20 protein-coding genes are annotated in these 21,561 nt (G+C 36.9%); 16 read left to right on the top strand and 4 right to left on the bottom strand.

Annotated features, from left to right (window positions below; genetic code table 11):
- The first annotated feature begins 7 nt into the window (after positions 1 to 7).
- From yidD to HYQ40_05210, 8 genes are all read left to right on the top strand, one after another.
- Positions 8 to 280 carry a membrane protein insertion efficiency factor YidD gene (gene yidD, locus HYQ40_05245; GenBank protein ID MBZ6527176.1) on the top strand — a complete coding sequence of 91 codons (273 nt, stop codon included), beginning with the start codon at positions 8 to 10 and terminating at the stop codon, positions 278 to 280.
- Between the two features lie 115 nt (positions 281 to 395).
- Positions 396 to 1,373 (top strand): NERD domain-containing protein, encoded by a 978-nt coding sequence (locus HYQ40_05240; GenBank protein MBZ6527175.1) that lies wholly within the window; start codon positions 396 to 398, stop codon positions 1,371 to 1,373.
- 714 nt (positions 1,374 to 2,087) lie between these two features.
- Positions 2,088 to 2,906 carry a TIGR00159 family protein gene (locus tag HYQ40_05235; GenBank protein ID MBZ6527174.1) on the top strand — a complete coding sequence of 273 codons (819 nt, stop codon included), beginning with the start codon at positions 2,088 to 2,090 and terminating at the stop codon, positions 2,904 to 2,906.
- The gene (locus HYQ40_05230) at positions 2,906 to 4,027 is read left to right on the top strand and encodes a hypothetical protein (protein ID MBZ6527173.1); all 1,122 of its coding nucleotides are present in this window, start codon (positions 2,906 to 2,908) and stop codon (positions 4,025 to 4,027) included. The genes HYQ40_05235 and HYQ40_05230 overlap by 1 nt, the downstream gene beginning before the upstream one ends.
- A 27-nt stretch (positions 4,028 to 4,054) precedes the next feature.
- Positions 4,055 to 5,407, top strand: a complete 1,353-nt coding sequence (locus HYQ40_05225) for a phosphoglucosamine mutase (GenBank protein MBZ6527172.1) — start codon at positions 4,055 to 4,057, stop codon at positions 5,405 to 5,407.
- A gap of 90 nt (positions 5,408 to 5,497) precedes the next feature.
- Complete coding sequence (locus HYQ40_05220; protein ID MBZ6527171.1) at positions 5,498 to 5,926, top strand: GNAT family N-acetyltransferase; 429 nt, start codon at positions 5,498 to 5,500, stop codon at positions 5,924 to 5,926.
- An 89-nt stretch (positions 5,927 to 6,015) separates the two neighbouring features.
- On the top strand, positions 6,016 to 6,897 hold the full coding sequence (locus tag HYQ40_05215; protein ID MBZ6527170.1) for a methyltransferase domain-containing protein: 882 nt from the start codon (positions 6,016 to 6,018) through the stop codon (positions 6,895 to 6,897).
- Positions 6,898 to 7,230: 333 nt separating this feature from the next.
- On the top strand, positions 7,231 to 8,040 hold the full coding sequence (locus HYQ40_05210) for a helix-turn-helix transcriptional regulator (GenBank protein ID MBZ6527169.1): 810 nt from the start codon (positions 7,231 to 7,233) through the stop codon (positions 8,038 to 8,040).
- Positions 8,041 to 8,083: 43 nt separating this feature from the next.
- On the opposite strand, the gene mgtA is transcribed toward HYQ40_05210, so the two are convergent.
- Complete coding sequence (gene mgtA / locus HYQ40_05205) at positions 8,084 to 10,750, bottom strand: magnesium-translocating P-type ATPase (GenBank protein ID MBZ6527168.1); 2,667 nt, start codon at positions 10,748 to 10,750, stop codon at positions 8,084 to 8,086.
- Between the two features lie 833 nt (positions 10,751 to 11,583).
- On the opposite strand from mgtA, the gene HYQ40_05200 reads away from it, so the two are divergent.
- The 3 genes from HYQ40_05200 to HYQ40_05190 are packed head-to-tail and all read left to right on the top strand — an operon-like array spanning position 11,584 to position 14,595.
- The gene (locus HYQ40_05200; protein MBZ6527167.1) at positions 11,584 to 12,639 is read left to right on the top strand and encodes a branched-chain amino acid aminotransferase; all 1,056 of its coding nucleotides are present in this window, start codon (positions 11,584 to 11,586) and stop codon (positions 12,637 to 12,639) included.
- Positions 12,636 to 13,385, top strand: coding sequence for a hydratase (locus tag HYQ40_05195; protein MBZ6527166.1), 750 nt, complete (start codon positions 12,636 to 12,638; stop codon positions 13,383 to 13,385). The genes HYQ40_05200 and HYQ40_05195 overlap by 4 nt, the downstream gene beginning before the upstream one ends.
- Before the next feature lie 25 nt (positions 13,386 to 13,410).
- On the top strand, positions 13,411 to 14,595 hold the full coding sequence (locus tag HYQ40_05190; GenBank protein ID MBZ6527165.1) for an ABC transporter substrate-binding protein: 1,185 nt from the start codon (positions 13,411 to 13,413) through the stop codon (positions 14,593 to 14,595).
- Positions 14,596 to 14,836: 241 nt separating this feature from the next.
- On the opposite strand, the gene HYQ40_05185 is transcribed toward HYQ40_05190, so the two are convergent.
- The 3 genes from HYQ40_05185 to HYQ40_05175 form a co-directional block, all read right to left on the bottom strand.
- Positions 14,837 to 15,646, bottom strand: coding sequence for a helix-turn-helix transcriptional regulator (locus tag HYQ40_05185; protein ID MBZ6527164.1), 810 nt, complete (start codon positions 15,644 to 15,646; stop codon positions 14,837 to 14,839).
- 219 nt (positions 15,647 to 15,865) lie between these two features.
- A complete protein-coding gene (locus tag HYQ40_05180) occupies positions 15,866 to 16,600 on the bottom strand; it encodes a helix-turn-helix transcriptional regulator (GenBank protein MBZ6527163.1) in 735 nt (244 codons plus the stop codon).
- A 96-nt stretch (positions 16,601 to 16,696) separates the two neighbouring features.
- Positions 16,697 to 17,425: a glucosamine-6-phosphate deaminase gene (locus HYQ40_05175; protein MBZ6527162.1), complete on the bottom strand. Its 729-nt coding sequence runs from the start codon at positions 17,423 to 17,425 to the stop codon at positions 16,697 to 16,699.
- A 213-nt stretch (positions 17,426 to 17,638) separates the two neighbouring features.
- Here HYQ40_05175 and HYQ40_05170 point away from each other — a divergent pair, with 213 nt between their 5' ends.
- From HYQ40_05170 to HYQ40_05150, 5 genes are all read left to right on the top strand, one after another.
- Positions 17,639 to 18,325 carry a hypothetical protein gene (locus HYQ40_05170; protein MBZ6527161.1) on the top strand — a complete coding sequence of 229 codons (687 nt, stop codon included), beginning with the start codon at positions 17,639 to 17,641 and terminating at the stop codon, positions 18,323 to 18,325.
- 106 nt (positions 18,326 to 18,431) lie between these two features.
- Entirely contained in the window at positions 18,432 to 19,139 is a 708-nt protein-coding gene (locus tag HYQ40_05165; protein ID MBZ6527160.1) for an HAD family hydrolase, read from the top strand.
- A gap of 26 nt (positions 19,140 to 19,165) precedes the next feature.
- The gene (locus HYQ40_05160) at positions 19,166 to 20,317 is read left to right on the top strand and encodes a hypothetical protein (GenBank protein MBZ6527159.1); all 1,152 of its coding nucleotides are present in this window, start codon (positions 19,166 to 19,168) and stop codon (positions 20,315 to 20,317) included.
- A gap of 9 nt (positions 20,318 to 20,326) precedes the next feature.
- Positions 20,327 to 21,076, top strand: coding sequence for a CPBP family intramembrane metalloprotease (locus HYQ40_05155; protein MBZ6527158.1), 750 nt, complete (start codon positions 20,327 to 20,329; stop codon positions 21,074 to 21,076).
- 50 nt (positions 21,077 to 21,126) lie between these two features.
- On the top strand, positions 21,127 to 21,489 hold the full coding sequence (locus tag HYQ40_05150; GenBank protein ID MBZ6527157.1) for a winged helix-turn-helix transcriptional regulator: 363 nt from the start codon (positions 21,127 to 21,129) through the stop codon (positions 21,487 to 21,489).
- The last annotated feature ends 72 nt before the right edge of the window (positions 21,490 to 21,561 follow it).

Below are 21,561 nucleotides of genomic sequence, written 5' to 3'. Positions count from 1 at the left end.
GAGTAACATAAAGAACATTATCATTAAGCCCGTGAGATTTTACCAGAAATTTATCTCACCAGGTCTTCCATCAAGTTGCCGTTACTATCCAACTTGTTCAAGTTATATGATTGAAGCTGTCGAACAGCATGGTGCACTTAAAGGGACTACGATGGGCATCGCACGTATTGGCCGTTGTCATCCTTTTGCAGAAGGTGGGATTGATCACGTCCCAAAGAATTTTACACTCAAGCGCCAGTATTTTAGAAAATACGGCGACCCACCCCATCCAGAAGACTAAGTCTGTTGGCCCAAACGGCTAATAGGCTTTTTTAAACTTTTTAAAATAAAATAATGAAAACGGCTCTTTTTCTTGTATCTATATACAGGACAAAAAAACAGAAAGAGAGCGAGCTATGCTAAAGAAAAATCTAGAACTTCAACAACAGGAACTTTGTCACTATCGAAATGGGTTATCTCAAGAAGAAACCTATCAATTTAAAGTGAATATAGAAGGTCATAAAGGAGAAGTGGACACGCACCAATTAATCCTTAAACATGGTAATAATGATTGGGTTCATTTACATGATGTGTGGATTAATGCGGGAGGTACGACTCAACTTGACATCGTTATAATGACGTCGAGTGGTATTTATATTATTGATGCGAAAAACTATACTGTAGAATTTGTTCATCAAAACCAGCAATCATATGCAAATGGACGGCTTTTAAATAAAAGTATTTTTACTCAATTGGAGCGATCGATGGAAAAAGTCAATACGATGGTCGATAAGTTAAAATACAACGGCCAGGTTCAAGGTAAAATTGCCTTTATTAATCCAGAAGGTTTAATTCGCTTAGATCAACCCGCTGCAGAAGTAGGTATGAACCGAGCAGAGTTTGTGCAATGGATTAAACAAACTGCTCGTGAAGAAAAGAATTTTGCGCAAGCGAATATTAAGTCATATGCATTAAGAGAGCGAATAATCAATGAATTTCAAATCGAAAATCCATTCCCACCAACTGCAAAAACGATTGAAGATATTCGTCGAATGAAACGAGGCATATGTTGCGACTACTGCCATCACTTTAACTTAACAATCACTCAATACAAAGTAATCTGCAACCACTGTTCTCACCAAGAAGTGAAAGAAAGAGCGATCGTAAGAACATTGTGTGAGTATGGCGCAATAAGATACAACGAACCGCTCATTGTGAGTGAATGCCAGATTCTCTTTGCAGGACAAGTGAGTAAAAATTACATTAGTAAAATACTTCGGAAACATTTTACAATGAAAAATCGTGGAAGATACACGTCGTATATTAATAAAAATGAAATATTTGAATATGCATTTATTAACAAGAAATTTCCTTTTAAAAACACAAAAAATTAACTATAACTTTAAATTAAATAGATAAAACGACTTGTATACTCTAATTCACCGTGTCACCAGAAGACAAGTCGATTAAGTACTCTAAATCACCGTGTCACTTGAAGACAATTCGATTAAGCGCTCTAATTCACCGTGTCACCCGAAGACAAGTCGATTAAGCGCTCTAAGTCACCGTGTCACTTGAAGTCAAGTCGATTAAGCGCTCTAAATCACCGTGTCACGTGAAGACAAGTCGATTAAGCGCTCTAAGTCACCGTGTCACTTGAAGACAAGTTGATTAAGCGCTCTAAGTCACCGTGTCACCCGAAGACAAGTCGATTAAGCGCTCTAAGTCACCGTGTCACTTGAAGACAAGTTGATTAAGCGCTCTAAGTCACCGTGTCACGTGAAGACAAGTCGATTAAGCGTTCTAAATCACCTTGTCACTTGAAAACAATTCGATTAAGCGCTCTAAGTCACCGTGTCACCCGAAGACAAGTCGATTAAGCGCTCTAAGTCACCGTGTCACCCGAAGACAAGTCGATTAAGTATTTTGATGACACGGTACATTGACTGACACGGTATTTAAAGGTTTTTATTCCACCAACTTCAATAATTATCACTTCATTTCAACTTTTATTCATCAATTGATTAAGTATGAAAGATTGATATGCTATAATATCAAAGAGTGATTAGAAAGAAGGTGACAAGGTGTTTGATTTTTTGAATCAGTTTATGACGAATCAGCCGATAGTTAGAATACTTGATATATTATTGGTATGGTATTTGATTTATCGATTGTTAATGTATGCACGGGGAACACAGATGATGAATCTTCTGAAAGGGGTAGGAATCTTCCTCATTGCTAAGAGTGTGAGTTCACTTATAGGGCTTCAGACTGTAGACTGGCTTTTGGGCCAAGTGCTATCTTGGGGTGTTGTCGCGATGATTATCTTGTTCCAGCCGGAACTTAGACGAGCGCTTGAGATATTAGGGCGTGACTTGTTTAAGAATCGTAAAAACAAAAATAATCCTAGCGAGAAATTAATCAATGACTTAGAGAAATCTGTTCAGTATATGTCAAAACGAAAAATTGGGGCATTGATTTCAATTGAAGGTCAAGATGGGTTAGGTGAGTATATTTCGACAGGGATACCACTCGATGCGGAATTAACGAATCAATTACTTATTAACATATTCATTCCAAATACACCTTTGCATGATGGTGCAGTTGTTATAAGCAATTATCAAATTGCAGCAGCTTCATGTTACTTACCACTATCTGAAAGTACATTGATTCCTAAGGAATTAGGAACAAGACATCGTGCCGCGATAGGGCTAAGTGAAGTTACCGATGCGGTTACAGTGATTGTCTCAGAAGAAACGGGTGACATCAGTGTCGTTAAAGGGGACAAGATGAACCGAGGGCTTAATCGGGATGAATTCCGCCAAATTCTTGAAGAGTACTTATTTGTAGAAGAAGAGAGTCAGAAAGATATCTTTCAAATTATACGCGACTTTCTTAATGACAGTTTACAACGAGGTGATAAATAATGAAGAAAGGGCTATTTGAGAATAAATGGGCCGTAAGACTTATTTCTCTACTGTTCGCGATCTTCTTGTACATTTTCGTTGCATCTGAAAACAATGCATTCATCTTTCAAAGTGCTGCGAATCAACAGTTTGCAAGCATTAACGTAACTGAAACTATTGATAATGTACCGGTGACCGTTGGTGCCATTCCGGAAAATACATTCATAAGTGGGTTGCCGGAATCTGTACAAGTTCGTCTGACTGGACCCCGTAATATCATTAACCAAGTGTTAGAAAAAGAGATTACAGTCCAAACAGAAGATTTAACCGATGTACCACCAGGAACGCAACAAATTCAATTCATCATTGCAGATTTGCCAGAAACGGTCGATTATCAAGTGACGCCATCAAGACGATATGTAAAAATATCCCAACTTGACGAAATCACATCAGCAATAGAGTATGAAATTGATCCTAATGCAGTTGTAGAAGGCTTTAATGTAGATAATGTTAGTTTGAACCCAACAGAAGTTCAATTAACTGGAGATGTTGAAACAATCCAACAAATTGATCGCGTCTTTATAACAATCGCAAATCCGCAACCAACTAATAGCAGTTTCACTGGAACATATCATTTACAAATTGTGAATGCAGAAGGAGAAGTTCTAGACGTAAACTCAAATGTATCAGAGATTGAAGCACAAGTTGAAGTCAGTCAGCCTCAAACTGAGGTAGGTATGCATATTATCCCTTTTGGGGAAGACCAAGCAATGTATACGTATGATTATACGATTACTACACCACAGAGCTTGGTGATTCAAGGCAGTCAACATACCGTTGACACCATCGGTGTAGTAGCTGATGTAACTGGTATAACAGAATCAACAACGATTACTGGTGAGTTACAAGTGCCAGAAGGAATGACCGTGATAAACGGTGGAAATGTTCAGGTCGTAGTAACAATTACACCTATCGCACCAAGTGGCGAAGGTGAAGAGAGTTCTGAGGATGGAACTGAAACAACCGAAGAGGAAAAAGAAAGTAGTGTTCCCGAATCTGATAGCGTGGATGAAACGACTGAAGGCAGTGCATCATCAGTTGTAGAAACACAAGATAACGAGGACGAATCAGAAAATAACTAATAGGAAAAGTTAGGAGATTAATCAACAATGGGTAAATATTTTGGAACAGATGGTGTCAGAGGTGTAGCGAATAGTGAATTAACACCTGAATTAGCGTTTAAATTAGGTCGTTACGGGGGATATGTATTATTACAACATTCAGATGTTGAGCACCCGCGTGTACTTGTAGCTCGTGACACACGTATATCTGGAGAATTGTTGGAATACGCTTTGACAGCAGGGTTATTATCAGTCGGAATCGAAGTTATGCGTTTAGGTGTTATCTCTACACCAGCTGTCGCTTATTTAACAAAAACACAAGGTGCAGCTGCCGGAGTAATGATTAGTGCTTCACACAATCCAGCACACGATAATGGAATCAAATTCTTTGGAAGTAACGGCTTTAAATTATCTGATGACCAAGAAGCTGAGATTGAAGCTTTATTAGATAGCGACACAGATGAATTACCACGTCCGAGTGCAGATGGTTTAGGCGTAACAGATGATTTTCCTGAAGGATCAATCAAATACGTTCAATACTTACAATCTACTATTTCGGCGAACTTAGATGATTTAAAAGTTTGTGTTGATGCAGCGAACGGTGCAACAGCGCCATTAGTTAACCAATTATTCGCAGATCTTGAGACTGATTTCTATACAATGGGAGATCGTCCAGATGGTATCAACATTAACGAAGGTGTTGGATCAACTCATCCAGAAGCTTTACAAGAAATGGTTAAAGAAAAAGGAGCTGACATCGGAGTAGCATTAGATGGCGATGGTGACCGTGTCATTGCTGTAGATGAGACGGGTGAGATTGTTGATGGTGATAAGATTATGTTCATCTTAGGTAAACACCTACAATCAAAAGGCCGTTTAGCTAATGATACGATTGTATCAACTGTCATGAGTAATATTGGCTTCCACAAAGCAGTTGAAGAAAATAACATGACAGCTTTAAAAACAAAAGTAGGAGACCGCTACGTCGTGGAAGCAATGCGTGAAGGTAACCATACTTTAGGTGGAGAACAATCTGGCCATATCGTGATGTTAGATTATAATACGACAGGTGACGGTCTATTATCTGCAGTTCAATTAATGGCAGTTATGCGTGAAACTGGTAAGACTTTATCAGAATTAGCAGGCGAAGTAACCATCTTCCCACAAAAATTAGTTAACATCCGTGTACACGACAAACATACTGTAATGGATGAACAAGCAGTAAAAGATATTATTGGTAAAGTTGAAGCAGAGATGGACGGAGATGGTCGTATCTTAGTTCGTCCAAGTGGAACAGAACCAATTCTACGAGTTATGGCTGAAGCGTCAACACCAGAACGTGTTGACCGCTACGTTGACCAAATCGCAGACGTTATCCGCGAAGTTCGTGGAATGGAATAAATTTATATAATTTTGCACTGAAGGAGGTATTTCTTCAGTGCTTTTTTGTTATATATTATAATGAGACAAATGAATGAAGGAGACAAGACGATGATTGATTACCAACCAATTAATTCAGAAGATTTAAAACCAATGATTTATGACATTTTTAAGCAACAACGGTTAGAATATGTTGGTGAATCCCAAGCACGCAATGAAGATATAATATCCATAGGAGCGTATAAAGATAAACAACTCGTTGGTGGAATTATCGCTCATCAACAATTTCAAACATTGGAGATAGACTACTTAGCTATTCAAAAAGGTTTTAGAAATTTAAAGATAGGAAGCCAGTTATTAGAACATGTAGAATTACTCGCTCAAGAAAAAGACATCATAACAATCACGCTCAATACGTTAGAATATCAAGCGGGTGCCTTCTATGAGCGTCATGGCTATACGCAATTTGCTCAATTAGAAGACGTGCCACGATTAGGAGATGTTAGAGCTTACTATTATAAAAGGATGGCTGATCAGTAAAGATGGTTACAAACGCATTTTGCCAATCATCTAAAAAAGACTATAATAGTTGTAATAGATAAAAAGCATTGGGAGGCAACACCATTATTATGGAACTAAATGAATTAAATAAGAAAGACCGTACACTTCATTGGCTAAAGGAACATCAGCAGATTAACTTAAGTTGTATTCATTGCCATGAAGACTTACAACTAGATATCAATAGCTTAGTTTGTGCCAATGGACATCGCTTCGATATGGCTAAACAAGGCTACTTCTTTATGGCCAAAAAAACTACCAATACAAAATACGATACGTCCTTATTCAGTTCAAGACGTGAGATTATCTTAAATACTGAACTTTACCGACCACTTCACGAATATATCGGACAGTATTTAAAAGATAATTATTCAAATGATGTGTCGATGATTGATGCAGGAAGTGGAGAAGGAAGCCACTTATGGCAGATGACGCGACAGGTTGAAGAGAATCAATATAGCTTGATTAGCGTGGATTTGGCTAAAAGCGCGATTCAAGCGGCGACTGATTATAATGGACACATGTTGTCAATGATTGCGGACCTTGCGGAATTACCAGTAGCGAATCATCAGTTAGACATTGTATTATCTATCTTTTCGCCATCCAACTATGCAGAATTTGAACGTATCTTGAAACCACGCGGTGAGCTGATTAAAATCATTCCTAACTCAGGTTACTTGCAAGAGATTCGACAAGCGTTAATTGATATGAATATTGGAAATATTCATCCTTACTCGAACGAAGATGTCATTGATGTATTCAAAACTCACTATCAAAATGTGACTATGAAAAAAATTAAAGCGTCTCAAACTCTAACTTCTAGTCAATTAGAAGACCTTATTGTTATGACGCCATTAACGTGGCAGTTAACAGAAGAAGAGCGTCAAACATTACTTGCAAAGTTAAACGGCGTTATTACATTAGATGTTACAGTCTTACATGGAAAACTATAAACCCATAGCAATTTCAAGAAGTGAAATTGCTGTGGGTTTTATCAATTAGGGATTATGTGCATACTGATTACAAGAAAATCTCTCTCAAGACTATTAACACAACAATTAACACACTTTTCCAGAAATTTCTGTCTGAATATGATACGCTATTAGATAGTGATTGGAATTTGATATTATTTGAATGATATTGGCTAAAATAACCGAAGAATATTTTAATGGAGGATTGAATGTGCTTTATTATCGGAGATCTGACGTATTTAGCTAAGTTATAACGAATACATGTTAAAAATTAAAATCATTAATTCATAAGAAAGAAAAAGGTGGGGGATAGTTATGTATATATCAAATATCAATTCATCATCAATCAAAGTACATAAAATAAAAACAGAAGAAATGACAACCAAACAACCAATCACAATCAGTTCAGAAGAACACGTTACATTACTTTATATCGTCAAAGGTGGGGCATCATTTAAAGCTAAACTACGTGAAGGAGAAGTAAAAAAAGGTGACTTACTCATGTTAAATCCTGGAATGGATTTAATTATGACACCGCTGCGGAAGCTAGAGTGGATTAAAGTAACCTTATCGGGCATCTTATTTATCTCAAGTATTGATATCAATTCAACCAAACAGTTATACATCACTCAAGATAAGACACGTCAGATTAAATCATACCTTGACCTAGCTCTTTTAGAAGCTGTGAATGAATTCGAGGGAACTGCGTTAATTCTTAGAAAGCTGCTTGAATGTATTGTTGCTCAAGTTTTAAGAAGTAAGGACTTAACAATCAAAGATAGTGGTATCCAAGAGGGAGATGACGGGTTACAGCGTGTCCAAAGTTATATTCGCGAGAATTATTCTCAACGCATTACACTCGAAAAATTAGCGAGTTATATCGGTATGAAAAAGTATTATTTCATCCGAGTATTCAAACAAAGAACAGGTTTATCGCCGATTGATTATTTAATTCAAGTACGCTTAGCTGAAGCAGAAAAATTGCTATCGAAATCGAATTTCAGCGTATCCAAAATTGCTGATCGTGTTGGGTTTCATTCCCCATCTTACTTTTCAAAAACCTTTAAAGAAGTGAATCATTGCACGCCATCTGAATTTAGAAAAATTCATAGTAAAACAGATTAAAAAAATCCTCGATTGTCTCTTAGACATCGAGGATTTTTGCTTGTTATAATAATTCACCGTATCGTTTCACATAATAATGTTTAACAATAGTGACTAAGATTAAGTAAGCGATAATAATCGCAATGAGTAACAACCAGAAGGTATTAGGCAATGCTGTTAGATCAAGGGCAGTCCCTAATTGTGTATAGGGTACAATTGTTCCTATGAATATACCCAATAAAGTGAATACTGTCATAATAAATGATGGACGGCTTTCTATAAAGGGTACTTTCTTAGAGCGCAAGGCATATAAAACAATAGTCTGAGTCCATAGGGATACTACAAACCAGCCCGAGTGGAATAAGGCAACGAATTGTTCTTGTAAATCTGGGGATAGACTTGAATAATTACCGCCCAAAAATTGTGGTGCAATAATAAAGAATAGGACCGCAAAACTAATCATATCGAAGATAGAACTTGTCGGACCAAACCAAATCATAAAGCGTTGAATGCTTGATGCTTCCCATTTTTTTGGTGATTTTAAATACTCTGAGTCAACATTATCCCAAGGCATCGACATACAAGAAATATCATAAAGTAAGTTTAGAAATAAGAGTTGCATCGGTAGCATCGGTAGAAATGGTAAGAAAATACTTGCGATGAGTACTGAAAACATATTCCCAAAGTTAGAACTTGTTGTTGCATTAATATACTTCATAATATTGCCAAATACTTTACGTCCAGAAACGATTCCTTTCTCTAGGACCATTAAATCCTTTTCTAAAAGAATAACATCAGCCGATTCTTTAGCGATATCAACCGCATTATCCACTGAAATACCTACATCCGCTGCACGCATAGCAGGTGAGTCATTAATACCATCACCCATAAAGCCAACGACATGGTTGTTGTTTCGAAGTATGCGTACAAGTTCCGCTTTTTGTGTTGGATTTAATTTTACAAAAACATTATAAGATTCAACAGCTTCTGCCAGTTGAGCCTCAGTCATATCCGCAATCGCTTCGCCTGTTAAGTATGCTGTAGCATCTATCCCAACTTGCATACAAACGGATTGAGTCACGAGCGCATTGTCTCCAGTTAAAATCTTCACTTCAACGTTATGCTCTCTTAAAGTATCTAATGCTTCTTTTGTTGATTCTTTTGGTGGATCTAGAAAAGCTAAGTATCCAATGAGAACCATATCTGATTCATCTTTAACAGAAAGTTCACCAACCCTTGCAGGGTCTGATTTTTGAGAAAGACCTAATACACGCAAGCCACTTGCATTCAATTTAGTGACAGTTTCTAGGACATTTGCTTTGACTTCATCTGTCAGAGGTTTTGCTACGCCGTCTTGTTCAACGTAAGTACTAATGGCTAACATTTCTTCAATCGCGCCTTTAGTAATCATTTGAGTTTTGTCTTTAGTGTCTTGAACAACTACACTCATACGGCGGCGATTGAAATCAAAGGGGATCTCGTCAACTTTAGTATAGTCAAACGCTTCTGTATCGAGCTTTTTTTGTGAAGCTTCAATGACTGCGACATCCATTAAGTTTTTTAAACCCGTTTGGTAGTAACTGTTTAAAAAAGCATGACGGAGTACGCGGTTATTTTCATTACCTTCGATATCAAGGTGATATTGTAGGACTATCTTATCTTGGGTTAAAGTTCCTGTCTTATCTGTACAAAGTACATCAATCGCACCAAAGTTTTGGATTGAGTTGAGATTACGAATCACGGTTCCTTCTTTAGCCATTGAACTGGCCCCTTTAACCAAGTTTGAAGTGACAATCATAGGTAGCATTTCTGGCGTTAACCCAACAGCAACTGAAATACCAAAGAGTAAAGCTTGTAACCAATCCCCTTTCGTCAGACCGTTAATGAGAATTACCGTCGGTGCAAGTATCATCATAAAACGTATGAGTAAGTGAGATGTGCTTTGGATGCCTTTATCAAAACTCGTTTTTACCGGTTCTTGTTCTAATTCTTGAGCAATTTGACCAAAAAGGGTGTTATTTGCTGTCTTAACAACAATTCCTTCAGCGCTTCCACTAACAACTTCGCTTCCCATATAAACGAGTGTGTCGTAACTCGTATCAGAGTCCACTTTATTAATTGTTGCTGATGCTATTTTTTCTACTGGATAACTTTCTCCCGTTAATGATGTTTGCGAGATGAATAAATCCTTTGTAGTTATTAAGCGAATATCAGAAGGAATCATATCGCCGGCAGATAGATGAACAATATCACCTAAGACAATGTGCTCAGTCGCAATTTCTTGAAAGGCACCGTCTCGCTTGACAGCTGACGTTACTTCAACCAATTGATTTAATGCATTGGCTGCATTATTTGATCTGACTGATTGAACAAATGACATTGCCCCACTAATGATAACGAGTAGGATGATAATCACCGCACTTGTTGCATCTTTTTCTCCAGGTGCAACGAGTATATACTCTGTTGCAAAAGAAATAATTGCCAAAACAATCAAGACTAACGTGAATGGAGATGAGAATGATTCGAGAAATAATTTCCATAAAGGTTTATCTTTTCCATAGATAATTTCGTTGTTTCCGTAAACCTCCCGGATTTTTTCAGCTTCCTCGTGTGTATAACCTTGTGTTGTTGTTTCTAATTGCTCTAATAATGTCTGAATATTTAAACTTGCTAAGTCAAAGTAGCTTAATGCTTTTTTATCTTTCATGGCCATAGCCTCCTTAATTGTCATTAACGAGACTTCAATTGTATGAGCTATTAGACGAATCTGTTGGTAGACAAACTGGTTCGCCATGGTGCGTCATTATTATTTTGAAATCTCTTCGTCATGGACGAGTCCATTTGTTTTCCCTCCTTTTAGTTCTAATGCATGGAAATCCATAAGAAATAGAAAAAGCCCTCACCAATAAAATAGTGAGGACTCAAAAAATATGCACAAAAAAATTCGTACGGATTCTTTGTGGAGTTTTAGCACTATGCATCGTAAACGGTTAACGTTAGCTACATTATGAAGAGCCTTATTTCGACAATTCCTGTTATACCCATTGGCGTCTCTGGACGTTTTTGGGCAGTAGCCTATGTATGCATAGGAGCCTCACCTAACAAATCTTATTAAATTTTCCAAACCCAACTATAACCATTATAGGAAAAGAAGTCAAATACTTTCATTAACATTATATGAATATTAGAGGATTTAAACGAAATGATAAATAAATTAGAATTAAGCTTAACTTTCTAATCTTAAGCACGTAATATAACGGTATTAAGATATTTGGAGAGAGATAACATGAAAAAATTTAGTACACATACATTTAAATTCGCTGCAATTATTAGCATTATTAGATAGTGTTTGTATCCGCATCATAGATACAAACACGGAAAAACTTTCGAGTTTGTATCTATGCGTGCTAACATTTTTTGTTGCTCGTATAGATTAATAATCTAAACGGGCAGCGGAATCTCATTTCGCATACCTATATACAGTTTAAGCCTGTTTAGATTATTAATTAATCTAAATAGGCTTTTTTATTTTTAAATTTAGTTGGGAAAGGGAGTAAAAATAGTATGGAAGCAGTTGCAAGTCCAGAGAAATTAAATTGGGAAACACTTGTTTTTGATTATATTGATACAGGTAAAAGTTACCGGGCTTACTTTAAAAATGGCGTCTGGGGTGAGGGGCAAGTCGTTGAGTCGAACTCAATCACAATTAGTGAGGCGTCTCCAGCTATTCACCTAGGTCAACAATGTTTTGAAGGTTTAAAAGCGTATCGAGCAAAAGATGGCTCAATTAAGTTGTTTCGTATCGATCAAAATGCTGAACGTTTAACAAGATCAGCCAATCAAGTCATGCTTCCAGAGTATCCAGTTGAAAGTTTTGTCCAAGCAGTCCATGATATTGTTAATGCGAATGAAGAATGGGTGCCGCCATATGGATCAGGCGCAACTCTATATGTTCGACCATTTTTAATTGGAGTAGGGAATGTAGTTGGAGTTGCACCGGCAACAGAAGCACTTTTTGGAATTTACGTGACACCGGTAGGGGCCTACTTTAAAGGTGGCTTACAACCAGCTCCTTTTATGATTAGTGATTACGACCGGGCCGCGCCAAGAGGTACGGGTGCAGCTAAAGTTGGAGGCAACTATGCGTCAAGCTTTAAAGCGGGTCAAGAAGCTAAAGTGCAACAGTTTGCGGATTCAATCTTTTTGGATCCTGCGACACATACGAAGATTGAGGAAGTGGGTGCTGCGAATTTCTTTGGCATTACAAAAGACAATGTGTTCGTCACACCGAAATCACCTTCGATTCTTCCAAGTATTACAAAGTATTCATTACTCCACCTCGCGGAGAATGTTCTTGGTTTGGATGTATTAGAGGGTGATGTCTACGTAGAAAATTTAGATGATTTTAAAGAAGCTGGAGCGATGGGAACAGCAGCTGTTATCACACCCATTGGAAGTATTACACAGGGGGACAAAAAGACAGTCTTTCATTCAGAAACTGAAGTCGGTCCTTTAACAAGAGCATTGTATGATGAATTAACTTGTATTCAATTTGGAGAAAAAGAAGGTCCAGAAGGTTGGGTACAAACAGTCGAGGTTAAGAAAGGATCATTAAAATGACAAATAAAGCAGAACAATTATATCAAGCATACCGAGATAACAAGCCCTTGAAAAAAGGCGTACTCAATTTTGAATCTACTCAAGAAGCATACAGCGTTCAAGACTCAGTATTAGCTTTGAAAGAAGCGAATGGGGAAAAGTTACAAGGCTACAAAATAAGTTTAACGAGTAAAGAAACCCAAGATTTATTCAAAAGTGATTCACCCTTATTTGGGAAAATGACTGATGTGACAGTCAAAAACGAATTATCATTATCAGATTATAATGAGCCACTCTTAGAAACAGAATTAGTCTTTTTAATACAAGAAGACGTTAATGGGGATGACGCGGACGAAGAAGTCATGAAAAAATGTTTAGTTGCACCAGGACTTGTTGCACCAGATGGTCGTTATGACGACTGGTTTCCTAAGACGACATTTTATGAAGTTATTGCTGATGGGGCTGTGAACGGTGCTGTCACATATGGTGAGGCAAAACAATATAGCTACAAAGACTTAGATGATGTCGAAGGCGTTTTATATCTGAACGATGAAGAAGTAGTTCGTGGAAGATCGACAGAAGTATTAGGTCATCCAGTGAACGCTGTTAAGTGGTTAGCTAAAGCATTAGAAGACCGAGGCGAAAAATTAAAGGCAGGTCGATTTGTATCATCTGGAACGTTTGTATTACCGGTGAAATTAGAAGTAGGAACATATCGTGTCACTTATGAAAACGTTGGGCAAGTTGAATTGCGCGTTAAACCATAATAAATTTGAATAGGGGAGAATTAAAATGAAAAAGCATAAATTAACTAAATTATTCTTATCTGCTGTCACACTTGTAGGTGCTTTAGCAATACCGTTTACACAACATGTATCAGCACAAGAAGCAACGGGAGAACCGGTTGTATTAGGTGTCAACTTAGAATTAACGGGACCTGCTGCTCCATATAGTGTTCCAGCTGTTGAGGCTTTTGAATTGTATATTGAACAGAAAAATATGGAAGGTGGTGTCTTAGAGGGTAGACCATTAGAATTAGTTGTTTTAGATAATAAGACAGATACAACAGAAGGCGTCTCGCTACAAACTCGCTTAGCGAATGACGAAAACGTCGTAGCGGTACTTGGTCCAAACGCCTCAGGTGTAGTTAATGCAGTGAAACCGGTTATTGAAGATTCAAGCAAACCAAATGTACTTCCAGCAACAACGGGTGATGGGCTAACATTAGCTTCTGACGGAGAAGCAGTACAAAACTTATTCAGAACAGCTTATGAAGATTCGTATCAAGGCCGTGCAGGTGCAGAATATGTCTACAATCATCTGGAAGCAAAAAACACATTATTAATTGTTGATAATGCATTGGATTATTCACTTGGTCTAGCAGATGCTTTCGTTGAAGATTACGAAGCAAAAGGTGGAACGGTCGTTTCAACAGAAGCTTATACATCAGGAGATACAGACTTCTCTTCTCTAGCAACAACGGTATTAGGACATGAATTTGATGCAATTTACATGCCTGGTTACTATACTGAGACAGGTTTATTAGTAAAGGCTTTGCGTGATATGGGGGTTACAGCGCCAGTAGTTGGAGCTGACGGGTTCGCAAGTGATACATTCGGTGAATTAGCTGGGCCAGAGAATACAGCAGATGTTCATTATACGACTCACTACGATACATCTTTAGAGAGTCAAAAATCAAATGACTTTGTCGCAGCTTACGAAGAAAAATATGGTCACACTCCAGATACGTTTGCAGCATTAGGTTATGATGCGATTGGATTTTTAGTTGATGGAATCGAACGAGCAGGATCTACCGAAGCGCAAGCGGTCAATCAAGCACTAACGGATACAGTTGATTTCGAAGGTGTCACAGGAACGTTCTCAATCAACGAAGAACATAACCCGGTTAAACCAGCTGTAATGGTGACGTTAGACAACGGCGAGGTTGTAAATGCTGTAGAAGTGAACGTAGAATAACCAATACAAAATATAAACGAAACTGTAAAAGAGTGGACGATTGCTATGAAAAGCGTAGAAGGAACGACGTCAGATATCGCTCGTCACCAATTCATTGCGTTCCAATACGGCATCCGAAACATTCTCACTGGAATGAGCAATTTATTCATGCTTTTACAGATTATTATTTTTAAAACAAAAACATCCTGTTTACAACTAACCATTAGTTGTAAACAGGATGTTTTTATATCAGAGCTTAAAATTAATCATTACTGTGCTTCTTACGGAAAGCAGAAGGCGTACAGTGATTAGATTCTTTGAATGTTTTAGAGAAATGAGAGGGTGAGTGGAAACCAACCATGTCAGAAATCTTAGAAATTGTAACGTTAGACGTTGCAAGTAACTTCTCGGCTTCAGCTAAACGAACATGAATAAGGTAATCAATTGGTGATAACCCAGTTTTTTGTTTGAATAGACGAATTAAGTAATACTTGTTAATTCCAACATGACTAGATAAATCATCTAAAGTTATCTTCTCAGAATAATTTTGACGAATATATTGTTGAATACGTTCGATTTCATCATTCTTCACTTGCACACTTGCATCTTTAATTGATAATTCACTATTTCTCAAAACATGTACCATGATACATTCGAGTAATTTCTTAAGAATTAACTCGGTTCCACGGAAACGATGATTATACTCTAAGATAGCAAGATCTAAGTAACGCTTGATTGATTGAGATGTATCTTCAGTAATAAACATTCGACTGTTTGAGTCGATATCTAAACTAGAAGTAAATAAAATTCCAGTTAAGGAAATTTTAATCCATTCAACTTTACGTAAAGGCGTAATTTCAAGAACAGTTTCAGGGTTAAGTAAAATCATATCACGTTTCTTAACATCGCCTTGTCGTTCGTTGACAACGTAATTTGCTGCCCCTTTAACGATATAAAGTAATGTTAGATTGGTTTCTGAAAAGACAGTAACAGTTTCATTAGTTGTAGTAACATTTTCAGTTTCGATTGACTGTAATTTAATTGACGATGAATTAATATTTGATATATACATAAACCTATCCTCCTTTTTCTATATGAGTGCTTATTTCTATAAATTCATTATATTACACATAATGAATAAAATAAACGATTAAATTTGTGAAAAGTTCACAAAAACATTATCAGTATGTTGCGAAATCATTAAAAGTGTTACAAAGTTCAGTTCTTACAACCTATATTAACATGGTATCTTCAAATTATTAAATAATATAATTTTTTAGAAGCAAAAGCATTATCTTGTTTTTAAATTTCGTGGGGTATATCCATAAAATTCTTTGAATTTTGTAGAAAAGTGACTCACAGAGTTATATCCACATTCTTTTGCAATGTCTTGGATCGTTTTCTGAGTAGATTCTATCAAAAGATGTGCGTGCTCCATTCGGCAACGAACGATATATTGATGGGGCGTCATACCTATTTCATTATGAAATACTTTAATGAAATAATCAGGACTTAAGTTCACATGTGTAGCGATTTCTTGAATCGAAATTTTTCTATTGAAATTATGATCCATAAAATACTGAGCAGTACGAACATTTTGACTTAAACGGGTATAATTAAGTTCCATAAGTTTTTGATTCGTCTCATTTTTTTCAAAAATCATGATTAAATTGAAAATATGTCCTATTATAGCATTAAAATGACTAGAAGGGGAATCAATTTCATGTAATAACAGCGAGAAAATGGTGTCCATTCGCTTTTTATTTAAATTAATGACTCTAAAGTGATTAAGATTCATCTGGTTTTTTCGATTATGATTCAACGTATATTCAATCATCACACATTCCATTGATGCCTCGTCGCCCGAGACAAGCTTAAAAGGTAAGGCATTAGGAATGTGAACGCAAAAAGGACCTTCAATTAAGAAGGTCTCATATTTGGTAATTAACTCTCCCTTTCCTTGTGTGATAAACAAGAGGGCATATGTTGAAAAACCTGGGTAATCAACGTGACTACCAGTTGTCATGCAATCTTTTTGAACACGAAAAGGATGATAAAGAGAATTCGAACGCTTTGCTCGATTGTGCGTGTAATTTATAGTCATGTATTATTAATTTACCTATTAGTCAATAACTTCGTAGTCGCTAGGGTCTAATTGACTTGCCGCAGCTTTATCTAATAAAATCACTGTATTTGAATGGTTTTTTAAGACACTTGCTGGAACATCTGTCGTCACGTCACCGTGAAGGGTTGCTTTAATAGCATCAGCTTTGTTTTCTCCAAAGGCCATTAAAATGATTTGTTTTGAATTTAAAATCGAACCGATACCCATTGAGAAAGCTTTTTTAGGGACATCTGATTCAGATTCAAAATTACGTTTGTTGGCTTGGATTGTTTCGTCTGTTAAGTCAACTAAACGTGTTTTAGAGTCAAATGGACTACCTGGTTCATTGAAACCAATATGTCCATTAGAACCGATACCTAAAATTTGTAAGTCTACTGGATTCTCGTCTAAAATAGTATTGTAGTCTTCAATTTCTTTTTCAATATCCGTTGTAGTTCCGTCTGGGATAAAAGTATTTGCAAATGGTTTTGCATCGAATAAGTGTTTTTTCATAAAATAAGCGTAGCTTTGATCATTTTCTGCCGGCAAACCGTAATATTCGTCTAAGTTTACTGCTTTAGCAGAAGTAAAATCTAAGTCAGAGTCACGTATAATTGAGTATAACTCTTCAGGTGTTGAACCAGTTGCTAGACCAAACGTGTTTGCACCAGTTTCTAAAGATTTTGCTACTAAGTCGTATGCGTATTGTGATGCTTCTAGAGATGTTTCAAATACAAAAATGTTCATGTATATCCTCCTAGGTTATTAGTATAATTTATTCTACTTTACAGAGGTCCTTGTATGCAAGCTTTTATTGATATTTTACAAATTTATGACAGAATAATTTCTAATTGTATTAAAATGATTATGATATGGATACAAATGCATATTAATCGACTTTGCTCGTCTTTATTATGATATATTTATTTTAAGAAAATTAAATAATTTAAGGAGGCTCTTATGAAGTTTAATAAGCAACGTCGAACTGTCTTCCTAAGCGTAATTGTTTTATTGCTATTAACTTTTGTAAGTAGCCAAACAATACATGTTCAGGCAGCTCGTACGAATTCATCCACTGAAGAATCAAGTTATTTTGAGGATGAACGTGAAGAGTATGAAAAACCAATTGCAGATGGTAATGAGGATGAATTACCACCTCCACCTGACCCACCTGAAAATATCGAGCCAGCTCCTGTTGAATCAAGTAGTGATGAGACTGTTGGTCTACCACCTGCGTCTTCAAATTCAGGTTCAAGTCAGGGAAATGAAGAAGAGGATGAAACACCTTCACAATCTAGCGACAATAATAGTAGTAGTTCTAGCTCACGACCAGAGTCTTCTATAGTAGAAACAGGTGAAGATCCGGAATCAACCCAAGGCACTGATGAGACACCAGAAAGTAATGTATCAAGTCAGGCGATAACATCGCCTGTTGAATCAATAATCCAGACGAATACAAGTGGATTTAACGTATCATACCATCAATTTGCTTGTTTTCTTATTGAATTAGCAGGTAGCCAAAGTTACCCGTTATCAGTAATATCTAAAGCATTGACTGTTGCGGATTTCGTGCCAATTCATTGGACAGGGTCTCTTGTTCCGCTGTCTTATATTTATGAAGTGATTTTTTTCGGTTTCATAAATTAAATAATATAGTAAACCTGAATGTAAACATCCATTGTTTGCATTCTTTTTTTATATGTAAATATGATACAATTAATGAGAATTTAACAATCTTTAGGAGGACTCCAATGTGATTAAAGCAATTATTTTAGATAAAGATGGAACATTAATAGAACTAGGAAGAACTTGGGATCAACCGAGTGTTGATGTGACGAATTTGTTACTTGATAAGACAGATTTAAATGATGAAGAAAAAGAGGCATTCAGAAAACATATGGGTGTGGAAGGCGACACAGTAGTGGCCAATTCAATTTATGCTGCGGGCAGTATCATTGACCAAGCTAGAGAATTTAGTAAGATTTTGGATATGCCGGTCTCTGAAATTGAAGAAATCTTAGAAGATACTTATTTAGACTATGTCAAAGGTCACGGTGAGCATGTATTGGTAATGGACGGCGCAATGAATGCACTGGAAGCCCTCAAAGATGATTATATATTAGCTGTTGTTACCAATGATAATCGCCGGATTGCTGAGGAAACGTTAAAGTTAGCAAACATTGATCAATACTTTGAATTTGTTGGCGGTGCCGATGACTTTGGACCAAAGCCAAACCCAACTGCTCTTCACGAAATTGCCAGACGATATGATATTCGTTTAGATGAGATGATTTATGTCGGCGACTCAACGGTTGATATGGAGTATGGAAAGCATACACATGCATCGATTGGTTTAGCTACTGAAGAAAGTCACCGTGAGCATCTTAAAGAAGCGGATTATATTATTAGCCACTTTGATGAATTGCTAGATACGTTAGATATTATTAATGCAGCTCAGTAAAAGTCATTTAGAAAGGAACAAAGTAAATGAACAATAAAAAAAGTCTTAGCCTCCTTGTGTTGGCGCTTTTATTCGGTTTATCTTCACCTGTCATAACAACTTTTGCGGAAAACATCTCACCCATCGAATCAGTTGAGTGGGGACAAGAGTCTATATCGGAAGCTCCAGCTGAAGAAGAAAGTCAAGAAAGTTCTGATGAATCGGTAGAGGAGACTTCAGAAGAAACATCAGAAGAGGCAACAGAGGATGCATCAACTGAAGAGAGTTCGGAAGTTGAAAGTATTGTAGAAACTGAGGAAGTACCAATGGAATCAGCTTTGGATACTTCTTCACCGCTTGCCTTTTTAGAAGGTGTGAGTCAATTAGAACAACGTTCAGTTGAATATGCTAGTTTTGTTGTTGTCGGTGAGGAAATGGATTTAATCTCTCAAAACTCATTAAAAGACGGGGATAAATATTATACCGCTCAATTAAGACCTCCTTATTTACCGAGTGCCATCTTCTCAAGAAGTGACCGTGAGTCCATTCAAGAAGCACATATTTCAGTGGATGATTTAATTCAATATGCTGCCGATGCTTTGAATTCACAGCCTCAAATTTATGCTGGGACGGTCGTGGAAGATTTTTATGTCTTCACTCAAGAAAACTATGACGAACTTCAAGGGAAAGTTGTGCAATTGGATTCGACTGAAGGTGGTTTAAATAGTGCCAATTTAGAAATGTTTCGAGTGGAAGATTTCTTAACTGAAGTTGCGATTGAGTGGTTAGGTCATGAAGAAGTCATCAATGCGTTTGAAGCGAACGAGATGGGCGAGCAAGTCATGATTGCGGGGGACATTGGAACACTTTACAATGAAATTGCGCAAGCGAAACAGGAAGAATACCCAGAGTTATCTGAGTTCTTCGATCGAGCGACAACGGCGATTGAAGGGACGATGAACGTCGACTATGAGAATGGTGTGTTCGGTATGGGACTCGTTGCGATGAACGATGAAGAACAAATGACAGGTATCGAATTATACTTACTTGAAAGTGCGGGGACAATCATTGATTTTACAGATGAGATCGTTTATTCGTATGAAGAGTTCGCTGAATTTGTAGGCTTTGATGTTATTCAAGAAATCAATGAATTAGAAGCAAAACTCACGCCAGATATGTTCGAGACAACTGAAGAATAGAGGTAAGTTATGCAAGGTGTATGGAATGAATTAAAGAGACCATGGTCTGATCAAGTAAAAGGGAGTTGGTGGAAAGCCCCACTTTTGATTGCCGCCTACTTTTATGTGCGGGTCCTAGCTGAGACATGGGTCATTCGCCGAGGTGCGCTGAATGCCGAAGTTGAATTAACTGTTGAAACTTTGACAGAAGGCAATTTACTTAATTTAATGACGCATGCACCGATGGAGTATTTTCTACAGACGCTCGGTCTAGCGGTTTTAATCATTGTGACAGGCAAGTTGTTAGGGTTTAAATTTTTTGATTTTAAATCCTTCAGTTGGCAAAATGTTACCACAGCACTGAAAATATATGTATTCATTTATTTACTTCAAGTGCTACTTAATATGATTATTATGTTTGTGGCACCGGATTATGTCCAACCAGGGAACCAAACGACGGTCGAGTCCTTAGTTCAAAATATGAACCCAATTTTAATGTTTATTAATATCGTTATTTTAACGCCGATTACTGAGGAGTATATCTTAAGAGGACTAATCATGAAGTATACATTCTCTTTAATGCCAATCATTGGGGCATTTGTGGCTGCAGTCATCTTTACGATGTTACATGGTCCAGCTAACTGGATTGATTTCATGGTGTACTTTGTATTATCTGCAGGGTTTACCTTTGTTTATTTATATACGAGACGCCTTGAATATCCAATTCTTTTACATATCATTCAAAACTTCATTGGATTTATGGCAATACAAATGCTATAATTCTATGGTGATAACCAAATTATAATATTTGCAAAATGAGAGGTGACAATATGTCTCAATATGAATGCCTAAATGACGAAGCCATTGATTTGGAAATGGCTAACGTTAAAAATATAATTGACACTAATCTAGTAGAAGGTAAAGCTGATATATTTAAAGTATTAGGTGATTTAAATCGAATTAAAATCGTAGAACTCCTAGCGCACTATAAGCAATTATGCGTGTATGAAATTTCACGATTTATCGATGCGTCAGTCGCAACGACGTCTCATCACTTAATTACATTACGTAACAGTGGTGTGATAACGTCAGAAAAACACGGTAAACGTGTTGTTTATGCCTTAGAAAATGAAGAAGTGATGTCTTTACTAGATGTAGCGAAAGATATTTCGATGATGACTGAAAAAGTTTAATAGGAAAATTATAAAAGACCGCAAAGAAAGTGCTCTCGGTAACCGTAGGTGAGAAAACTTTAATTTGTGGTC

The sequence above is a fragment of the Aerococcaceae bacterium DSM 111021 genome (assembly GCA_020112395.1).
Taxonomy (GTDB): Bacteria; Bacillota; Bacilli; order Lactobacillales; family Aerococcaceae; genus Ruoffia.
Note: the sequence above shows the minus strand (reverse complement) of the source record. Positions and strands in the feature narration are given on the sequence as shown.

Coding starts and splice junctions, on each gene's coding strand:
- HYQ40_05240 (MBZ6527175.1), top strand. CDS start 396: ATGCTAAAGAAAAATCTAGAACTTCAACAACAGGAACTTTGTCACTAT.
- HYQ40_05235 (MBZ6527174.1), top strand. CDS start 2,088: ATGACGAATCAGCCGATAGTTAGAATACTTGATATATTATTGGTATGG.
- HYQ40_05230 (MBZ6527173.1), top strand. CDS start 2,906: ATGAAGAAAGGGCTATTTGAGAATAAATGGGCCGTAAGACTTATTTCT.
- HYQ40_05225 (MBZ6527172.1), top strand. CDS start 4,055: ATGGGTAAATATTTTGGAACAGATGGTGTCAGAGGTGTAGCGAATAGT.
- HYQ40_05220 (MBZ6527171.1), top strand. CDS start 5,498: ATGATTGATTACCAACCAATTAATTCAGAAGATTTAAAACCAATGATT.
- HYQ40_05215 (MBZ6527170.1), top strand. CDS start 6,016: ATGGAACTAAATGAATTAAATAAGAAAGACCGTACACTTCATTGGCTA.
- HYQ40_05210 (MBZ6527169.1), top strand. CDS start 7,231: ATGTATATATCAAATATCAATTCATCATCAATCAAAGTACATAAAATA.
- mgtA (MBZ6527168.1), bottom strand. CDS start 10,750: ATGACAATTAAGGAGGCTATGGCCATGAAAGATAAAAAAGCATTAAGC.
- HYQ40_05200 (MBZ6527167.1), top strand. CDS start 11,584: ATGGAAGCAGTTGCAAGTCCAGAGAAATTAAATTGGGAAACACTTGTT.
- HYQ40_05195 (MBZ6527166.1), top strand. CDS start 12,636: ATGACAAATAAAGCAGAACAATTATATCAAGCATACCGAGATAACAAG.
- HYQ40_05190 (MBZ6527165.1), top strand. CDS start 13,411: ATGAAAAAGCATAAATTAACTAAATTATTCTTATCTGCTGTCACACTT.
- HYQ40_05185 (MBZ6527164.1), bottom strand. CDS start 15,646: ATGTATATATCAAATATTAATTCATCGTCAATTAAATTACAGTCAATC.
- HYQ40_05180 (MBZ6527163.1), bottom strand. CDS start 16,600: ATGACAACTGGTAGTCACGTTGATTACCCAGGTTTTTCAACATATGCC.
- HYQ40_05175 (MBZ6527162.1), bottom strand. CDS start 17,425: ATGAACATTTTTGTATTTGAAACATCTCTAGAAGCATCACAATACGCA.
- HYQ40_05170 (MBZ6527161.1), top strand. CDS start 17,639: ATGAAGTTTAATAAGCAACGTCGAACTGTCTTCCTAAGCGTAATTGTT.
- HYQ40_05160 (MBZ6527159.1), top strand. CDS start 19,166: ATGAACAATAAAAAAAGTCTTAGCCTCCTTGTGTTGGCGCTTTTATTC.
- HYQ40_05155 (MBZ6527158.1), top strand. CDS start 20,327: ATGCAAGGTGTATGGAATGAATTAAAGAGACCATGGTCTGATCAAGTA.
- HYQ40_05150 (MBZ6527157.1), top strand. CDS start 21,127: ATGTCTCAATATGAATGCCTAAATGACGAAGCCATTGATTTGGAAATG.